The sequence below is a fragment of the Amphibacillus jilinensis Y1 genome (assembly GCF_000306965.1).
GTDB classification, from domain to species: domain Bacteria; phylum Bacillota; class Bacilli; order Bacillales; family Amphibacillaceae; genus Amphibacillus_C; species Amphibacillus_C jilinensis.
On record NZ_JH976434.1, the window covers coordinates 181,477 to 196,932 of the forward strand.

The window sequence follows — 15,456 nt, forward strand, 5'->3', positions numbered from 1 at the left end:
TAAGCCGCAGAGAGAAATATACTCGCTTTCCGCGGACGAACGCCCAAGCCTCCTCGCAAAGACGGCTGTGGGGTCTCGGTCGCCCGTTTTTCCGCAGGAGTCTCGCATATTTCCTCTGCTATGTACTATTTCAAACGAGAGCCTTTTTAACCTCTTGTTGCCATAATATTTTATGCTTCAAACGTTGAAAATTTTTGATGCCAAGAGTCTCGCTTTAAAACCTTTATCGTATTGTTTATGCCTTCGATATAACCATTATTAAATGGATACATGAACGATTGTAAGATCGCTTGTTTCCAACGTATAAACGTTTTTCTTACGCGGTGAAATGCATTAATGTTAGAAGCACGCTTCCATTCTAGACATGCCGCCATTCCTTTTCTAGCTGTCTTCTCATCACTTGTCTTAAACCATTCATCTAATTTGTTCTTTAACTCATACGCTTCTTTTAAGCGTGGATCCATTTGTAAAAGCTTCTCAACCTTTTCTCGTCCTTTCCCTGACAATTTATAAGGGGACTTCCACAATGACTTCTTACTCCATTTCATATGAATCCGCACTCATAGCCCCTCTCTTTTTCTATTGTCTCGACAACTTTAGGATAACAAAGAGAGGGAGAATGAGTGTGTTTTTTTGCACACTATCACGATAGAGGACACCACCACATTCAGTATAGCGCCAAAAAATCTCTACTTTAGCTTTTCCTACCTCTTTGTTTTAATCATAAAAAAAGCACGTACTCGACAATGCCGAGCCGTGCTTATTGGTTAAAATGCTCTTTGACCTGTGCTAAAGCATCTTGATCAAAAATAACATTTCCATATTCTAAAATCATTGGGGGTGCAACCTTTACACGCTTACCAAATTCAAATATGATACTGAGCAAATCTTCTTGAGCATGATCGTCTAGTTGTTCATCATTAAATTTCACAATCATGATATATTGGTTTTGATAATAATATATTTCATTTTCAATTCCATTTGTATCTTCAATAGCATAACTTAATTGAATGATATTTTCGAACTCTTCAAATGCAATCGTATGATAAACAAGACGCCCAAATTCCTCTTCAGTCTCTTCAACATCATCTTCTTCATTATCAGCTTGTCCAAATTTAGAATCTAGTAAATCTTCTAATTTATCATCGAAATGTTTTTCAAGACCTGGAGAATCAATAGGCAACTCCAAATTCTGTCCATCTTTAGATAACTGGGCTTTCGTCACTGTAATTTCTAACCCTTTTTCAAGTGCTTGTACTTGGATCCATAATGGGCCTTCCATATCAAAGGATTCTTCGTCTCCAGCTTCATCCATAACTTGCCAAAAAAGTTGTTCGCTGCGCTCACGATTATACCAAATTTCTTCACGATTAAAGCCGCGATCCTCAATGTCCATATAAGATATATAAAACTTAACTGTATTATCATTAATGCGTTCTATTTCCATCCTGTCTCTCTCCCTTCGAAAAGGTATTCAAGCAACATAATTGTCTATATTATACTTTACCCTTATTTAATTTCGGTTAAGCATTAATTATACAACTATACTGATTCTCTATTCTAACGTATTTCCTCTATCTTGTCACCCATTTCAATTAAGAAAAAAAGATAAAACGCATCCTAATTAAAAGGTTGCGTTTTACATAAAAATATTTATTTAGTTAACCATCTTTTGTGCTTCACGCAGTTGAAAAGTTCTTACCTTTCTTGGTAAAAAACGTCTAATCTCATCTTCATTGTAGCCTACCTGTAGTCGCTTTTCATCAATAATAATCGGTCGACGTAATATTCCTGGATTATCTTGAATGAGATTAATCAAATCTTTAAGTGGCATTTGCTCAATATCGACTTCTAACTGTTGAAAAACTTTAGAACGTGTTGAAATAATTTCGTCCGTTCCGTCTTCAGTCATACGTAAAATTTCCTTGATCTCATCAAGGGACAACGTATCGGAGAAGATATTTCTCTCATGATAAGCGATATCATGCTCTTCTAACCATGACTTTGCTTTCCGACAAGATGTACAGCTTGGTGAGGTATAAAGTGTTACCATATTACTTCACTCCTCAATTAAAATATATTGTGATACATTTTCAGTTGATTTAACATGTTATTAAATTAAAATAACTTTAATTTAATAACTCACTCTTTCAGTATACTATACCTCGTATCATTTCGATAGGCTTTTGTGAAATTTTACTTACATTTTACACAAATATACCGTTAATTAAACCGTTAGATTTCCTATTCCCTAACACCATTTAATTAAACCATTTTCTAAAAATTTTTTTTTTAGTTTCTCAACTAAAGCTATTATAAAGCATTTTAATTGAAAAATAAAGCTCTTATCTTGAAACTGAGATTAAACCATCTGGGTTCGTTTCCTAATTACTGTTTCTCTTTTAAATTTTTGAAAATATCCTTCGTTTTACGAGCCTGATCATATGATAATACTTCTTCTACACCTTGATACGCCTGACCATACAGCTCTTTATCTTTATATGTATGAATGTCTTCATACATATGCTTCATTTGTTGATAGATCGTCTCTTCATCTTGATTGGATGGCGACCAATATAATATTTCTAATGGACTTTCTTCATTCGTAGCTAATGAACGCCTGTTATACCCTATTGAAGTCGCGTGTTTAAAGCCTTCTCTTTGATAGAAATGGAGACGTTTCGCTGTATCCGTGTCACTATAATCTACAGGCTCTACTTCTAAAATGATTGGCTTATCCTTGTTTTTTAATTTATTAATTAATTGATGACCCAATCCCTTCCCTCTGGAGCTTGCTGCGACATACAAGTAATCAATAAAAAGGAAGGTATCAAATTCAGCATACATCATCACATGTTCCGGTCCTTCATCTTTGTAATAAACATCACTTTTTTCTTTTAACAATGTTTCCATATGTTCTTTAGATTTCATTTCATGTGTAGGAAAATAATCATTTAACTTTTCAAACCAGTCCATTCATTGTCACCCCTTCATTTTACAAACTTACAGTAATAGTATAACCGAAGTTGATACAGTTGTGAATTCACCCTCATGGCTGTTATCATTGCCCTTAACCTTAGCTTTATATGCTCTAAAACAATTGGTTATATATTCCGTTTTATAATCCCATATTTATAAAGAAAGAAATGGTTAGACGTAAGCGTAACACCTATTATTAGACTAAAAAAAGGTGCCAATACCTAAGAAAGAGTATTAGCACAAAAACTTAAGCTTAGATTTGAATTTTAGTCAAGTGGTGTATAATCAACACCTTCTGTGTAGACATTTCCAGCGTTCCACAATAGAAATTCGTCAATTCCATTTTCATTCAGTGCTCTTATTTGTGCTTCGACTTCCTCTACCCCATAAGTAAATGTCTCGCCACTATATAACCATGGTGCATCAAAATCCTGAATCCACGGGCGTGATAGTGGTGGATTATCTATTTCGGCTAATATATCATTTTCTAATTTACTATACGCATCCACTAATCGATAAGGTTCTTTATCAGGAAAGTCAATACCAAAATGTGGTGTCCAGTGACTTGGATAAATCATCGAAGAAATGACATCAACGTTATCAGCAATACGCGAAAAGTTCTGCCCTATTCCCGGCGTTTCTTCAACGGTTGCAGCATAACCAAAAATATCAACCGAAACATCAACACCATACACTTCGAGTTCTTCATGTGCATAGGCAACAAAATCAGTTACAGCTTCCACACGTTTTTGCACCCCATCAATATCGACATCTTCATAATCGCCTTGAGAGTAATCAAGGTCTTCATCTCTTGTTTCAAAGCCTTCAGGATATCGTACATAATCGAATTGAATATCTTGAAAACCTAGCTCTGCAGCCATTTTTGCTATATCTAGATTATATTCCCACACTTCTTTTTCATAAGGATTAACAAATGCCTCTCCTCTATTATTCACCCAGACTTCACCATCTTCTTGAAAAGACAGGTCTGGACGTTCTTCCGCTAATACGCTGTCTTTAAAAACAACAATTCTTGCAATAGGGTATATTTCATTTTTTTCTAAAATTTCCATCATTGCTTCTGGATCATCGATATAAGATTTTGAAATATCATAGTACGGAGAATCTTGATCGGGCCTAAATGTTAAATGACCATGATCATCCTTAATATCAATAACCATCGTGTTTAAGTCTGTTGTGTTCACAAGATTCAATAATGAATCAAAGCGAGCACCGCCAGCTGAATGTCCAGTCAAATAAATACCTCTAACCGCTTCTGGATAAGAAAATTGATATCCAGAATTATATGTAAATCGGGCTAAACGCTTAATAGGATCTGACACAGCAAACTGAACTTCTTTCTTATAATGCTTTTGAGCCATCAACGTATCTTGGTTCAACTCTTCTGCTGATATGGTTGAGCTATTCGTTGGCCATGCAAATAATAGCACGAGGATAAACAACCAACCAAATTCTAGGTGCTTTATCATATAACGACCTCCATACATGTTTTTAAAAATTATGTCTTTAGCTTGTCACATTACGTCCATTATATAAGAGATTTATTGACAATGATATGAAAATCATCAAAATCCATCAAATGTCGCATAACTGCTCACCTTTCCTTTTTTCAAATACCTTTAATGTTGTTATTAAAAGTACATTTACCCTTTTTCAGTTATTTTAATCTTAATTGGATTTGTTAACTTTAGTTGCATCAGATTGACATTGTGCTATAATTAATTAAAATTTTAAAATTCTGCTATGAAGAGGTAAAAGAATCATATCCAATGATTTAAAAGAGAGTCTGGATGGTGGAAACAGACATCAAGATATGAGGAAGTTGGGACCTTGGAGCATGTATACGATCGTATACCGTTTAATTAGGCGATAACTAATGATAAAGTGATCTCATATTCCGAGATAATCAGGGTGGCACCACGGTCGATTCGTCCCTGAGAACAGCCGGTTTATGAGTTTTTTTACGTATTAAAATAGGATAGAATTTCAGTGCAGGTATAGTTAAGACCTTTCATCTTTTATTGTTCCTATATTAACTAAAAATTTAGTTTGCTTGTCATTACCTTAGTCTACTATCATTATGTGCTCACCTAATAACGATTTTACCGAAGTAACCATAAAGGAAGGATGATTATAATGAAGACAATATTTTCAGGGATTCAACCAAGCGGGAGTTTAACTTTGGGGAACTACCTAGGCGCAATGAAACAATTTGTCGAGCTGCAAGAAGATTATCATTGTTACTTTTGCATTGTCGATGCACACGCGATAACTGTACCACAAGACAGATTAAGGTTAAGGGATAATATTCGCTCACTAGCTGCATTATATTTAGCAAGTGGAATAAATCCTGAAAAGGCGACCTTATTTATTCAATCTGAAGTACCTGCCCACACCCAATTAGGGTGGATGATGCAGACCCAAAGTTATATTGGTGAATTGGAGCGCATGACGCAATTCAAAGATAAATCTACAGGTAAAGAAGCGGTATCATCTGCATTATTGACTTATCCACCATTAATGACAGCAGACATCTTACTATACAATACCGACCTTGTACCTGTTGGTAATGATCAAAAGCAACATATTGAATTGACACGGGATTTAGCTGAACGCTTCAATCGTAAATTTAATGATATTTTTACCATACCCGAGATTAAAGTTTCTGAAGTTGGCGCACGAATCATGTCACTGCAGGAACCTACTAGAAAGATGAGTAAGTCTGATGAAAATCAAAAAGCAACTATTTTTATGTTAGATGAACCCAAGAAAATTGAGAAAAAGATTAAAAGTGCAGTCACTGATTCAGAAGGAATCGTACGTTTTGACCCTGAACAAAAACCAGGCATTAGTAACCTCATGACCATTATGGCTAGCTGTACGAACCAATCACTTGAAGCAATTGAAGCGAACTATGATGGCATTGGTTATGGTCAATTCAAACAAGATACTGCTAACGCTGTTATCGATCTACTTAAGCCAATTCAGCAACGTTACCAAGACATTGTTGATTCAACGGAGCTCGATGATATTCTTGATAAAGGTGCTGACAAAGCTAGCATAGTTGCCAACAAAACGTTAGCTAAAGCTAAAAAAGCAATGGGATTAGGCAGAGTTAAGAAGCGAAAATAGTACATTTCACAAAACCTCTACCGTAAAAGTTGAGTTTTCCTTTTGCGGTAGAGGTTTTTAATGACTTGTATTCGCGTGAAAGACGAGTACATCAGTACTTCTCTTCAGCCAAATCGGGACTGCTAAGCAAAGAGGGAACGGCTAGCACACAAGCAGATATATCCCTTCTTGGAATCTTTGCAATAAAACGAACCTTCAATAGTGGGTTGAGGGCTACAGGATGTTGGACATGCAGATGTTGCCACAGGACGTGGCGGTTTTAGTCTGCAATCCTTCTTAAAGATATGGCGGTTTTAGTCTGCAATCTTACCCACCTACTAATTGATCGTTAAGTGGATCAGGACAATAGTATTCGTTTTCTCGCGCCTAAATAGATATGCTTTACTCTCTATTTAGGCGCGTCGATTAACTGTGATAAGGTATATTGGTGTGGTTTGTTGGTATGGGTATAGAAAGAATGAAAAAGATTAAGTTTATTTAATCCTTTTTAAAACAGTGGATTCTATACCCCCATTCGCTTGATTCCATAGTTGTTCAAACAGCGGATTTCCTTTAATAATTGCACGACAAAAATTTTCATGTTTGACTGACCAACCGTCGTGTACATGAAGGTACAACCGGTGCCAAGTGTCTTCAAAGCAGAGTTTTTTTACCTCGGTATAACAATCTGGTTCCCATTCTGTCAACCAATAATGTACTTCATCAAGGTTATGCCCTTGTTTTAAACCGTCTAGTGCAAGCATTGTTAAGTGCTTTAACTCCCTTTCTCTTCTTACCAATCCAATCATCGCTTTAGGCGGTAGCGAGAACAAGTGATACTCTTTTTCTGGCCAATCTCTTTTTAAAGAAAAGTATTGACGCGAACGCTGTTGGACTAACTGTAGTACTTTACGTTCTTGTCGTGGAATAAGCCGACTCTTTTTCAAAGGTATTTGGTAACCCATTGTATCAAAAGCAATGATGCCGCTCCCATCTGTAACAATCGCAGCATGACGTATCGAATCACCCTTGACAATGGTTTGATTCTGAATTAAATCCAACATTTTTTTAGGGAGATCGTCAAGATCATTTTCTATGTAATTAAAAAGTCGTGTCTCAATATACAGAACAGGAATGACATCAACGAGCTCAATATCATCTAATTTTCGCCATTCATAAAACGGACAAACATTGTAGCCATTTTCTTCACCTTCAAACCAATTCACCCAAACATCATGCATGACCATCATTTATTTTCCCTCACTTTAAAGATTTAACAGACAGTATCACCATCTTAGGAAAAATTATTCATTTAAGTCGGCGGACTATTTTAGGAAAGCCAAAGAACATTAAGACCACTCCAATGAAAAATAATTGACACTCCTTACGTGAAAAAACAAAGAGCCAATAGCTTGTCCAACCTAATCCTGCTGGTATAAGGTTCATATATAAAATCATCATCGTACCACCCGCAACTGTTAATCCAAATCCAATTAGGAATAACACACCCACCCCTCCGTCAGCTTGTCCGATTGCTTATATTCTATGTATTTGCATATAAAAAAAGACCTTGGGCAATAATGCGTCAAGGTCTTATCTTCAATTAAAGCTATTTGATTTTCATTTTTCAGGAAAATTTCTTGAAAATTAAACACGCATTATGCCCACCAAAACCTAAAGAATTAGAAAGAGCAATATCAACATTAGCATGACGTGCTTTATTTGGTACATAATCCAAGTCACATTCTGGATCAGCTGTTTGATAATTAATTGTCGGTGGTACGACACTTGTTTCAATCGCTTTAATCGAGGCGATCGCTTCCACACCACCAGCAGCACCTAACAAATGACCCGTCATTGATTTTGTCGAAGAAATCATCAAATCTTTAGCATGCTCGCCAAAAACAGCTTTAACGGCTGCGGTTTCAAATTTATCATTAAATGGCGTGCTTGTACCATGTGCATTAATATAATCGATTGCATCGATCGCTAGACCCGCATCATCAATCGCTTGTCTCATGGCACGCTGTGCGCCTTCGCCCTCTGGAGCAGGTGCAGTAATATGGTGCGCATCACCTGTTGATCCATAGCCAATAATCTCAGCATAAATATGTGCGCCTCGCGCTTGAGCAGAATCAAGTGATTCAATAACAAGAATACCTGCACCTTCGCCCATAACAAAACCATCTCTATCTTGATCAAATGGACGACTTGCTGTATTTGGATTATCATTGAATGACAATGCTTTCGCTGTTGAAAATCCAGCAAAAGCCATATTCGTTAACGGCGCTTCTGCCCCACCAGTAATCATGACATCCGCATCACCACGTTCAATGACTTTGTAGGCATCGCCAATTGAATTCGTTCCTGTAGCACATGCTGTAACTGTACAAGAATTAATCCCTTTAGCACCGAGTAAAATAGAGATTTGACCAGCAGCCATATCGGGAATAAGCATAGGAACAAAAAACGGGCTAACACGGCGATAACCTTTATCCATAAACTTCCTAAATTGTTCTTCATATGTCGCCATTCCACCAATACCTGAACCTACCCATACACCGACCCTTGCAGCATTGCTGTCGTTAATCGTTAATTTCGCATCATCGACTGCCATTTTAGCAGCACCAACGGCATACTGCGTAAACAAATCCATTCGCTTTGCGTCTTTTTTATCCATATAAAGACTAGAATCCCAATCTTTCACTTCACCTGCTACTTTAGCTGGAAAATCATCTTTATTCACTTTTGTAATATAATCAATGCCAGATTGACCTTCAATTAGATGTTGCCACAATTGATCAATAGTTGATCCTAACGGTGTAACAGCCCCCATACCTGTTACAACCACTCGTCTTCTCTCCATTATCATCTTCCTCCTCTAAGATTATTTCCCCCAACGGATCGCCATAGCTCCCCATGTCAGTCCGCCACCAAAACCAACAAGTACAATATGATCACCATCTTTTATTTTACCTGCTTTGACTTCTTCAGATAGTGCAATTGGAATGGAAGCTGCTGAAGTATTACCATATTTCTTTATAGAACAAGCCATCTTATCTTCCGAGATACCTAAGCGATTCCGTGCTGCTTCCATAATTCTAATATTCGCTTGATGAGGAATAAGATAATCAACATCCTCTTTCTGTAGACCGGCTTTTTCCACCACTTTAACTGATGATTCCGGCATTTGTCTAACTGCAAACTTAAAAACTTCTCGACCATTCATGCGAATTTTATCATCTTCTTGGTAAAGCGCTTGGCCACCACTACCATCTGCGCCCAATTCAAATGATAATATACCTCTATCATCCGAAACTGAGCTAACTACTGCTGCACCAGCACCATCACCAAAAAGCACACACGTATTTCTATCTGTCCAATCAGTAATTTTTGAGAGTTTTTCAGCACCTATGACTAAAACATTATGATATAGTCCACCTTCAATAAATTGCTTAGCAGTAATTACACCATACATAAAACCTGCGCAAGCAGCACTAATATCCATGGTTGCAGCTTGGCTTGCTCCTAATCGATCTTGTATTTGACAAGAAACGGATGGGAACGGTTGGTCTGGTGTAATCGTAGCTACTAGAATTAAATCAAGGTCTTTCGCTTCTAAATCGGCATCGGCTAACGCAGAAACAGCTGCTTGATAGGCCATATCCGAAGTGTCCTCTCCATCATCAGCAATATGCCGCGTTTCGATGCCAGTTCGTGTTCTAATCCACTCATCGTTTGTATCGACTATCTCTTCTAAATCAAAATTTGTTAACACACGTTCCGGTACGTAATGTCCTACCCCTATAATTCCTGTTGCCATTATCTATACCCCTTACTTGGTATTTAGTTTATCATCATGAAATTATGACTTGGTACTAATATAAGCTATTATATGTTGAGAATCAAGTCTTTTTTCAATAGTATCCCCATCTTTTGCAACTTCATCAACACTATAAGAGTAACCTTCGTTATAAATAGGACAACTAAAAGATGGCAAAAACACGGATTTAGTTCCATTTCTTGTCGTCATTTGTTAAAATAAAAAGAGCATCAAAATGTGCAAAATCGAGGTGGTTTTCATGCGCTTTATCATTACGGCTTTGTGGTCATTTGCTATTAGCCTTGTGCTTGGGTATGTACTCACCAGTATGGGTGGCTATGAATTTGAAATAATTCCTGTGTTAGGAATGACCATTGTATTTAGTTTAGTCGGTTTTTTAGTTGGCGAGAAATTAATTGATAAACATTAAGAGCGCCCACATTTGCTAACCTTCGCTAATGTATTCACTTTTTTGATACTTGGTCTTGTCAATGTGTTAATAAAGCAAATAGCCCCTTGCCTTTAAGGCAAGGGGTAGCTATGTTAAAACCAGGGTAAAACACTTAATGCAGTTAAAGCTGCTAAAGGTAAGACTAACCTTTGAAATGGTGCAGGCCTTGGACCATATGGCGGATATCCTCCATACCCTGGATAAGGGCCATATGGCGGTCTCGGTCCAGGACCATATGGTGGACGCGGTCCTGGACCATATGGCGGTCTTGGACCTGGACCATACCCAGGTCCATAGCCAGGTCCATAGCCGACGCCATAAGGACTAAGTTGACGTTCTTCATCACGTGACATACTGTGTTCTTGCGTAGGGACTGCTAAATAAACATTTTGATCATCAAGGTCAGTTATAATACCATCTATTTGTTCGCCACTTGTCGTCTGAAATAACACATAGTGATGCATATGTTTCTTACATAAATCATAAATATGGTGTTGGTGTTGCATCTAGATCCCTCCCTTTCTCATCAATAGCCTATGCCCAACACAAAAAAATGTGACACGGTCACACATCTTGGAGGAATAAATTATGATATTTATCGAACAACTTACTCGAATTGTCCAATATATTTTCTTTGGTTTTGTACAAGGTTTTACAGAACCGATTCCTATCTCATCTAGTGGACACCTTGTTATTGTTCAAGATCTGTTCGGGTTGAAAATGGAAAATCTATCATTTGAAATTTTAGTGAATTTTGCTTCGCTTATTGCTGTAGTAATTATTTATTGGGATGACATTATCCGTCTAGCTAGAAACGGACTAAACTATATGATTAAGAAAGATCAATCAAGTAAATCCGAATTTGACTTTATTATCTATTTAATTGTTGCAACCATTCCCGCAGGTGTCGTAGGGATATTGTTAGAAGATGTCATTGCCAGTACATTTAGTACAGCTAAAATGGTTGGGATCACATTAATTGTTACCGGGTTTGCATTATGGATCATTCGTAATCTACGTGGTCAAAAGGCAGAAGGAGATTTAACTTTAAAGGATGCTATTATTGTTGGACTAGCTCAATCCGTTGCTTTAATTCCCGGCATCAGTAGATCTGGAGCAACTATAGTTGCAGCTATGTTATTAGGCATGAAGCAAGCAACGGCTCTTAGGTTTTCTTTTTTGCTTTACATCCCTGTAAGTCTGGGAACGTTACTCCTATCAGTTGATCAATTGTTTGACGATCAGTTTCCTATATTATGGCCGGCATATTTGTTTGCCTTTATTACAGCAGCAATAGCTACTTATTTCTCACTACGCTGGTTTATGAATATTATGGCTCGTGGAAACTTGATTTACTTTTCAATCTATTGTTTTATAGTAGGAATTTTTGCTTTTATTGTTTTATAAACGGGGAGAATCCTCATCCATTGATGGCATTTGGTTACGTTTTAGCCACAACTGCCTAATCCTAAGGAGTGTCTATGTTGGAGAAAACATTAAAGCTTAATCATTTACCTAAAAAAATAGCAAGCTACTTAACTGAACCTGATCGTATAATCCCTCTAAAAAAGCAAGCCTTTCTTTTTCAGCAAGGGGAGCCGGTAAAAGAGCTGTATGTGTTGCTAAGTGGCAAGGTTACGGTTGGAAAAACATCTCCAGATGGACGCGAATTAACACTAAGGTTTTGTGGCACAGGTGACCTTGTAGGAGAAATAATAGTAGACGACTCACCAACACATTATTTGGTCGATGCTAGAGTAACAGAACCCGGGGAAGTCGCTGTTTTTAATCAGAAAAAATTAAATGATACGCTAATCAGTGATCCAGAAGCAATGTTAAGCTTTCTTACTTTTGCAAACTTGCAATATCGTAAAGATCAGACCAAATTTCGTGACCTTGTTTTACATGGTAAAAAAGGTGCATTGTACTCAACTTTAATTCGTTTATCAAATAGTTATGGGAAAAAGAAAGATCATGGCATCTATTTAGATATCAACTTGACCAATCAGGAGCTTGCAAATTTTTGCGCGACATCAAGAGAATCTGTTAATCGCTTGCTTAATGAGTTGAAACGTCAAAACATTATTGATATTAATCAAGGGCGGATTACCATCTTAAATCTTAGCTTCTTAAAAAAAGCGATTAATTGTGAGAACTGCCCGATTGTGCTTTGTACGATTAATTAACTAAAGCCAAATGAAATGAATTGAAATAATGGACCAACTACTTGCTATTAGGCGTTTGATACGACATGCATTTTTTAAACGCTCGTCCATATCAACACCGCCCAATTTTAAATTACAACATCAATAAGGGCTTTGCACTTAATCGTGCAAAGCCCTTTGCTATTTGCCAAAGAACCTTAATTAATCAGGAATACCTAAAGCGATTTTGGCATATCTTGACATACGGTCTTTACTCCATGGTGGTGACCAGACAATATTAACCTCTGTATCTTTTACTTCTGGAATATCCGACAGTGCCCTTTTAACGTCCTGCTCTATATGCCCAGCTAGTGGACAGCCCATAGCTGTTAACGTCATCGTTACAACAGCTGTCCCATCTTCATTTAGTTCTACACCATAAATAAGACCTAAATTAACAATATCAATACCGAGCTCTGGATCAATCACATTTTCCAGTGCACCGAGTAAATTTTCTTGTAATGCATCTTCCATTTGTCTCGCTCCTTTAACGATAAGATATAATATGACCTGAAATTGAACCTCTGTAACTGTATTAACCGCTAACGGCTAACTATAGTAACATTCGCGCGACTTTTGCGAACCGTCTTACTTATATTTAAATACTCTATAAATAAAACATGTTAACTATAGTATAAACAAAAATGTTTAAAAATTAAAATAATATATTTATTTGATTATAACCTTCCATGATATATAAAGTAAAATAATCAATATCTCAAGCAAGCTATTGATCAGCATTTATTTCCATTTCTCTCTTTACCTTTGATTATAAAAGAACCCCTCAATCAGTGGCGTTTAACGGTCAGTCAGCTGTAATAAAATATATTTGACTTTACAGCCTAAAGAAACTTCATTACACTATATTTACGGAGAATGGGGTGAAAATATTGAATAATAAAACACATTTAATTGCACTTGACCTTGATGGCACATTATTAACAGATAAACAAACAGTTAGTGAAAGGTCAAAAAAGATCATTCAAAAAGTACGTGAATTAGGTCATATCGTCGTTATCGCTACTGGTCGCCCCCACCGCGCTAGTCTCGATTACTACAATGAACTCAACTTAGACACACCAATGATTAACTTCAATGGGGCTTATTTACACCATCCAACAGATCAGAAGTGGAAAGTCTTACATAGTCCTTTGCCTCTTAGAACAGCCAAAAGTATTGTTCAAACATGTTATGACATGGAAGTTCAAAATATTATGGCAGAAGTGTTAAGTGATGTTTATATTGATCGTTATGACACAAAATTAATGGAAATCGTCCACACGAGTAAAGAAGAAAATCCCATTCAAATTGGCAGCCTAAAAAACCAATTAAAAGAGGATCCAACCTCTTTACTGATCCATCCTCGTGATGAACATATCGTTGAATTACGAAAAAACCTTGATCGTGACCATGCTTCAGTTATTGAACACCGTAAATGGGGTGCGCCATGGAATATGATTGAAATTGTCAGAAAAGGCATGAATAAAGCTGTGGCATTACAGCGTATTGCACATTATTATCATATTGAACCAAATCAAATCTTAGCATTTGGCGATGAAGATAATGACTTAGAAATGTTGGACTACGCGGGAGTCGGTGTAGCAATGGGAAATGCCATTGCTGAACTAAAGGCTGTGGCCAAACATGAAACAAAAACAAATCAGCAAGATGGGGTCGCTGATTTTATTGAGCGTTATTTTCAGATCAATGATAAATAATGGTTGATCTAGCAAGCAACATTTTATTTAAAACACACCGTCACAAGTAACCCGCATTGAATCAAATGATCTTGTTTTCCATTCAAGGTCATTTTGATTTTATGTTTTAAACGATTTACTGACTATGAATTACTATGTTTTCAAAAAAACAGTGCAACACGTATTTTACCATAACAAAAAAACTTAGCTCTTTTTCCTTTGTCTAAGATTTGCTAAACTGTTTATGAGAATCTAAAAGGAGGAATACTTAATGACAGTTATTGCAGAAGCCACCCCAAACCCTAACGCAATGAAATTCACATCCAATAAACAGATTTTCCAAGGTGATGCAAGTATCTCACTCACGCCTGGACAAGCAAGTGAATATGAAATTTTGAACCAGTTAATCGCGTTAGATGGTGTCGAAAATGTATTTGGCTATCAGTTTTTTATTACGATTAACAAAAGTTTAGATGTAAGCTGGGACGAATTAATACCAAAGGTAGAAACCATCATGCAAGATCACGGCTATTAAAGCCCTTAAAATGAATATAGTTTAAAAAATTGCATTTGCTCAAAAAGGTGAGCAAATGCAATTTTCTAGTACTCATGCTTTTATCAATTCCATCTGTTGAGTGGCTTATTTTTTCTAGGCTCTATACTGAATGTGGTGGTGTCCTCTATCGTGATAGTGTGCAAAAAAACACACTCATTCTCCCTCTCTTTGTTATCCTAAAGTTGTCGAGACAATAGAAAAAGAGAGGGGCTATGAGTGCGGATTCATATGAAATGGAGTAAGAAGTCATTGTGGAAGTCCCCTTATAAATTGTCAGGGAAAGGACGAGAAAAGGTTGAGAAGCTTTTACAAATGGATCCACGCTTAAAAGAAGCGTATGAGTTAAAGAACAAATTAGATGAATGGTTTAAGACAAGTGATGAGAAGACAGCTAGAAAAGGAATGGCGGCATGTCTAGAATGGAAGCGTGCTTCTAACATTAATGCATTTCACCGCGTAAGAAAAACGTTTATACGTTGGAAACAAGCGATCTTACAATCGTTCATGTATCCATTTAATAATGGTTATATCGAAGGCATAAACAATACGATAAAGGTTTTAAAGCGAGACTCTTGGCATCAAAAATTTTCAACGTTTGAAGCATAAAATATTAT

Annotated in this window: 16 protein-coding genes and 2 pseudogenes; 7 read left to right on the forward strand and 11 right to left on the reverse strand. The window is 36.8% G+C overall.

The annotated features are described in order from the left end of the window. Window positions 1–130 precede the first annotated feature (130 nt). From B494_RS19830 to B494_RS0101345, 5 genes and pseudogenes are all read right to left on the reverse strand, one after another. Window positions 131–557, reverse strand: a pseudogene (locus B494_RS19830) (ISL3 family transposase); the annotation flags it as partial. A 203-nt stretch (window positions 558–760) separates the two neighbouring features. Continuing rightward, complete coding sequence (gene mecA / locus B494_RS0101330) at window positions 761–1,447, reverse strand: adaptor protein MecA (RefSeq protein ID WP_017470554.1); 687 nt, start codon at window positions 1,445–1,447, stop codon at window positions 761–763. 210 nt (window positions 1,448–1,657) lie between these two features. Next, window positions 1,658–2,053, reverse strand: a complete 396-nt coding sequence (gene spxA / locus B494_RS0101335) for a transcriptional regulator SpxA (RefSeq protein ID WP_017470555.1) — start codon at window positions 2,051–2,053, stop codon at window positions 1,658–1,660. 335 nt (window positions 2,054–2,388) lie between these two features. After that, entirely contained in the window at window positions 2,389–2,976 is a 588-nt protein-coding gene (locus B494_RS0101340; RefSeq protein ID WP_017470556.1) for a GNAT family N-acetyltransferase, read from the reverse strand. A 269-nt stretch (window positions 2,977–3,245) separates the two neighbouring features. Then, window positions 3,246–4,469 (reverse strand): putative glycoside hydrolase, encoded by a 1,224-nt coding sequence (locus tag B494_RS0101345; RefSeq protein WP_017470557.1) that lies wholly within the window; start codon window positions 4,467–4,469, stop codon window positions 3,246–3,248. Window positions 4,470–5,136: 667 nt separating this feature from the next. Between B494_RS0101345 and trpS the strand changes: the two genes are divergently transcribed. Then, a complete protein-coding gene (gene trpS, locus B494_RS0101350) occupies window positions 5,137–6,132 on the forward strand; it encodes a tryptophan--tRNA ligase (protein ID WP_017470558.1) in 996 nt (331 codons plus the stop codon). Between the two features lie 473 nt (window positions 6,133–6,605). On the opposite strand, the gene B494_RS0101355 is transcribed toward trpS, so the two are convergent. The 4 genes from B494_RS0101355 to B494_RS0101370 all read right to left on the reverse strand — a co-directional run bounded on the left by B494_RS0101355 (window position 6,606) and on the right by B494_RS0101370 (window position 9,934). After that, window positions 6,606–7,361 carry a DUF3603 family protein gene (locus B494_RS0101355; RefSeq protein WP_017470559.1) on the reverse strand — a complete coding sequence of 252 codons (756 nt, stop codon included), beginning with the start codon at window positions 7,359–7,361 and terminating at the stop codon, window positions 6,606–6,608. Between the two features lie 58 nt (window positions 7,362–7,419). Next, a complete protein-coding gene (locus B494_RS21100; protein ID WP_017470560.1) occupies window positions 7,420–7,617 on the reverse strand; it encodes a YuzI family membrane protein in 198 nt (65 codons plus the stop codon). A 121-nt stretch (window positions 7,618–7,738) separates the two neighbouring features. Continuing rightward, window positions 7,739–8,977 carry a beta-ketoacyl-ACP synthase II gene (gene fabF / locus B494_RS0101365; protein WP_017470561.1) on the reverse strand — a complete coding sequence of 413 codons (1,239 nt, stop codon included), beginning with the start codon at window positions 8,975–8,977 and terminating at the stop codon, window positions 7,739–7,741. Window positions 8,978–8,998: 21 nt separating this feature from the next. Next, a complete protein-coding gene (locus tag B494_RS0101370) occupies window positions 8,999–9,934 on the reverse strand; it encodes a beta-ketoacyl-ACP synthase III (RefSeq protein WP_017470562.1) in 936 nt (311 codons plus the stop codon). Between the two features lie 259 nt (window positions 9,935–10,193). Here B494_RS0101370 and B494_RS20350 point away from each other — a divergent pair, with 259 nt between their 5' ends. Further along, a complete protein-coding gene (locus B494_RS20350; protein WP_017470563.1) occupies window positions 10,194–10,364 on the forward strand; it encodes a DUF2929 family protein in 171 nt (56 codons plus the stop codon). A gap of 113 nt (window positions 10,365–10,477) precedes the next feature. Here the strand turns inward: B494_RS20350 and B494_RS20905 are convergent, their stop codons facing one another. After that, complete coding sequence (locus B494_RS20905; RefSeq protein ID WP_017470564.1) at window positions 10,478–10,891, reverse strand: hypothetical protein; 414 nt, start codon at window positions 10,889–10,891, stop codon at window positions 10,478–10,480. 91 nt (window positions 10,892–10,982) lie between these two features. On the opposite strand from B494_RS20905, the gene B494_RS0101385 reads away from it, so the two are divergent. Then, window positions 10,983–11,792 (forward strand): undecaprenyl-diphosphate phosphatase, encoded by an 810-nt coding sequence (locus B494_RS0101385; RefSeq protein WP_026065108.1) that lies wholly within the window; start codon window positions 10,983–10,985, stop codon window positions 11,790–11,792. A gap of 77 nt (window positions 11,793–11,869) precedes the next feature. Beyond that, window positions 11,870–12,571 (forward strand): Crp/Fnr family transcriptional regulator, encoded by a 702-nt coding sequence (locus B494_RS0101390; RefSeq protein WP_017470566.1) that lies wholly within the window; start codon window positions 11,870–11,872, stop codon window positions 12,569–12,571. Window positions 12,572–12,751: 180 nt separating this feature from the next. On the opposite strand, the gene B494_RS0101395 is transcribed toward B494_RS0101390, so the two are convergent. Beyond that, on the reverse strand, window positions 12,752–13,063 hold the full coding sequence (locus B494_RS0101395) for a metal-sulfur cluster assembly factor (RefSeq protein ID WP_017470567.1): 312 nt from the start codon (window positions 13,061–13,063) through the stop codon (window positions 12,752–12,754). 416 nt (window positions 13,064–13,479) lie between these two features. On the opposite strand from B494_RS0101395, the gene B494_RS0101400 reads away from it, so the two are divergent. From B494_RS0101400 to B494_RS19835, 3 genes and pseudogenes are all read left to right on the forward strand, one after another. Next, window positions 13,480–14,307 (forward strand): Cof-type HAD-IIB family hydrolase, encoded by an 828-nt coding sequence (locus B494_RS0101400; RefSeq protein ID WP_017470568.1) that lies wholly within the window; start codon window positions 13,480–13,482, stop codon window positions 14,305–14,307. A gap of 250 nt (window positions 14,308–14,557) precedes the next feature. Beyond that, window positions 14,558–14,821 (forward strand): NifU N-terminal domain-containing protein, encoded by a 264-nt coding sequence (locus B494_RS0101405; protein ID WP_017470569.1) that lies wholly within the window; start codon window positions 14,558–14,560, stop codon window positions 14,819–14,821. 240 nt (window positions 14,822–15,061) lie between these two features. Then, window positions 15,062–15,456, forward strand: a pseudogene (locus B494_RS19835) (ISL3 family transposase); the annotation flags it as partial.

What these genes read in the sequence shown, in the direction of transcription:
- mecA (WP_017470554.1), bottom strand. Translation starts at nt 1,447, where the DNA reads ATGGAAATAGAACGCATTAATGATAATACAGTTAAGTTTTATATATCT.
- spxA (WP_017470555.1), bottom strand. Translation starts at nt 2,053, where the DNA reads ATGGTAACACTTTATACCTCACCAAGCTGTACATCTTGTCGGAAAGCA.
- B494_RS0101340 (WP_017470556.1), bottom strand. Translation starts at nt 2,976, where the DNA reads ATGGACTGGTTTGAAAAGTTAAATGATTATTTTCCTACACATGAAATG.
- B494_RS0101345 (WP_017470557.1), bottom strand. Translation starts at nt 4,469, where the DNA reads ATGATAAAGCACCTAGAATTTGGTTGGTTGTTTATCCTCGTGCTATTA.
- trpS (WP_017470558.1), top strand. Translation starts at nt 5,137, where the DNA reads ATGAAGACAATATTTTCAGGGATTCAACCAAGCGGGAGTTTAACTTTG.
- B494_RS0101355 (WP_017470559.1), bottom strand. Translation starts at nt 7,361, where the DNA reads ATGATGGTCATGCATGATGTTTGGGTGAATTGGTTTGAAGGTGAAGAA.
- fabF (WP_017470561.1), bottom strand. Translation starts at nt 8,977, where the DNA reads ATGGAGAGAAGACGAGTGGTTGTAACAGGTATGGGGGCTGTTACACCG.
- B494_RS0101370 (WP_017470562.1), bottom strand. Translation starts at nt 9,934, where the DNA reads ATGGCAACAGGAATTATAGGGGTAGGACATTACGTACCGGAACGTGTG.
- B494_RS20350 (WP_017470563.1), top strand. Translation starts at nt 10,194, where the DNA reads ATGCGCTTTATCATTACGGCTTTGTGGTCATTTGCTATTAGCCTTGTG.
- B494_RS20905 (WP_017470564.1), bottom strand. Translation starts at nt 10,891, where the DNA reads ATGCAACACCAACACCATATTTATGATTTATGTAAGAAACATATGCAT.
- B494_RS0101395 (WP_017470567.1), bottom strand. Translation starts at nt 13,063, where the DNA reads ATGGAAGATGCATTACAAGAAAATTTACTCGGTGCACTGGAAAATGTG.
- B494_RS0101405 (WP_017470569.1), top strand. Translation starts at nt 14,558, where the DNA reads ATGACAGTTATTGCAGAAGCCACCCCAAACCCTAACGCAATGAAATTC.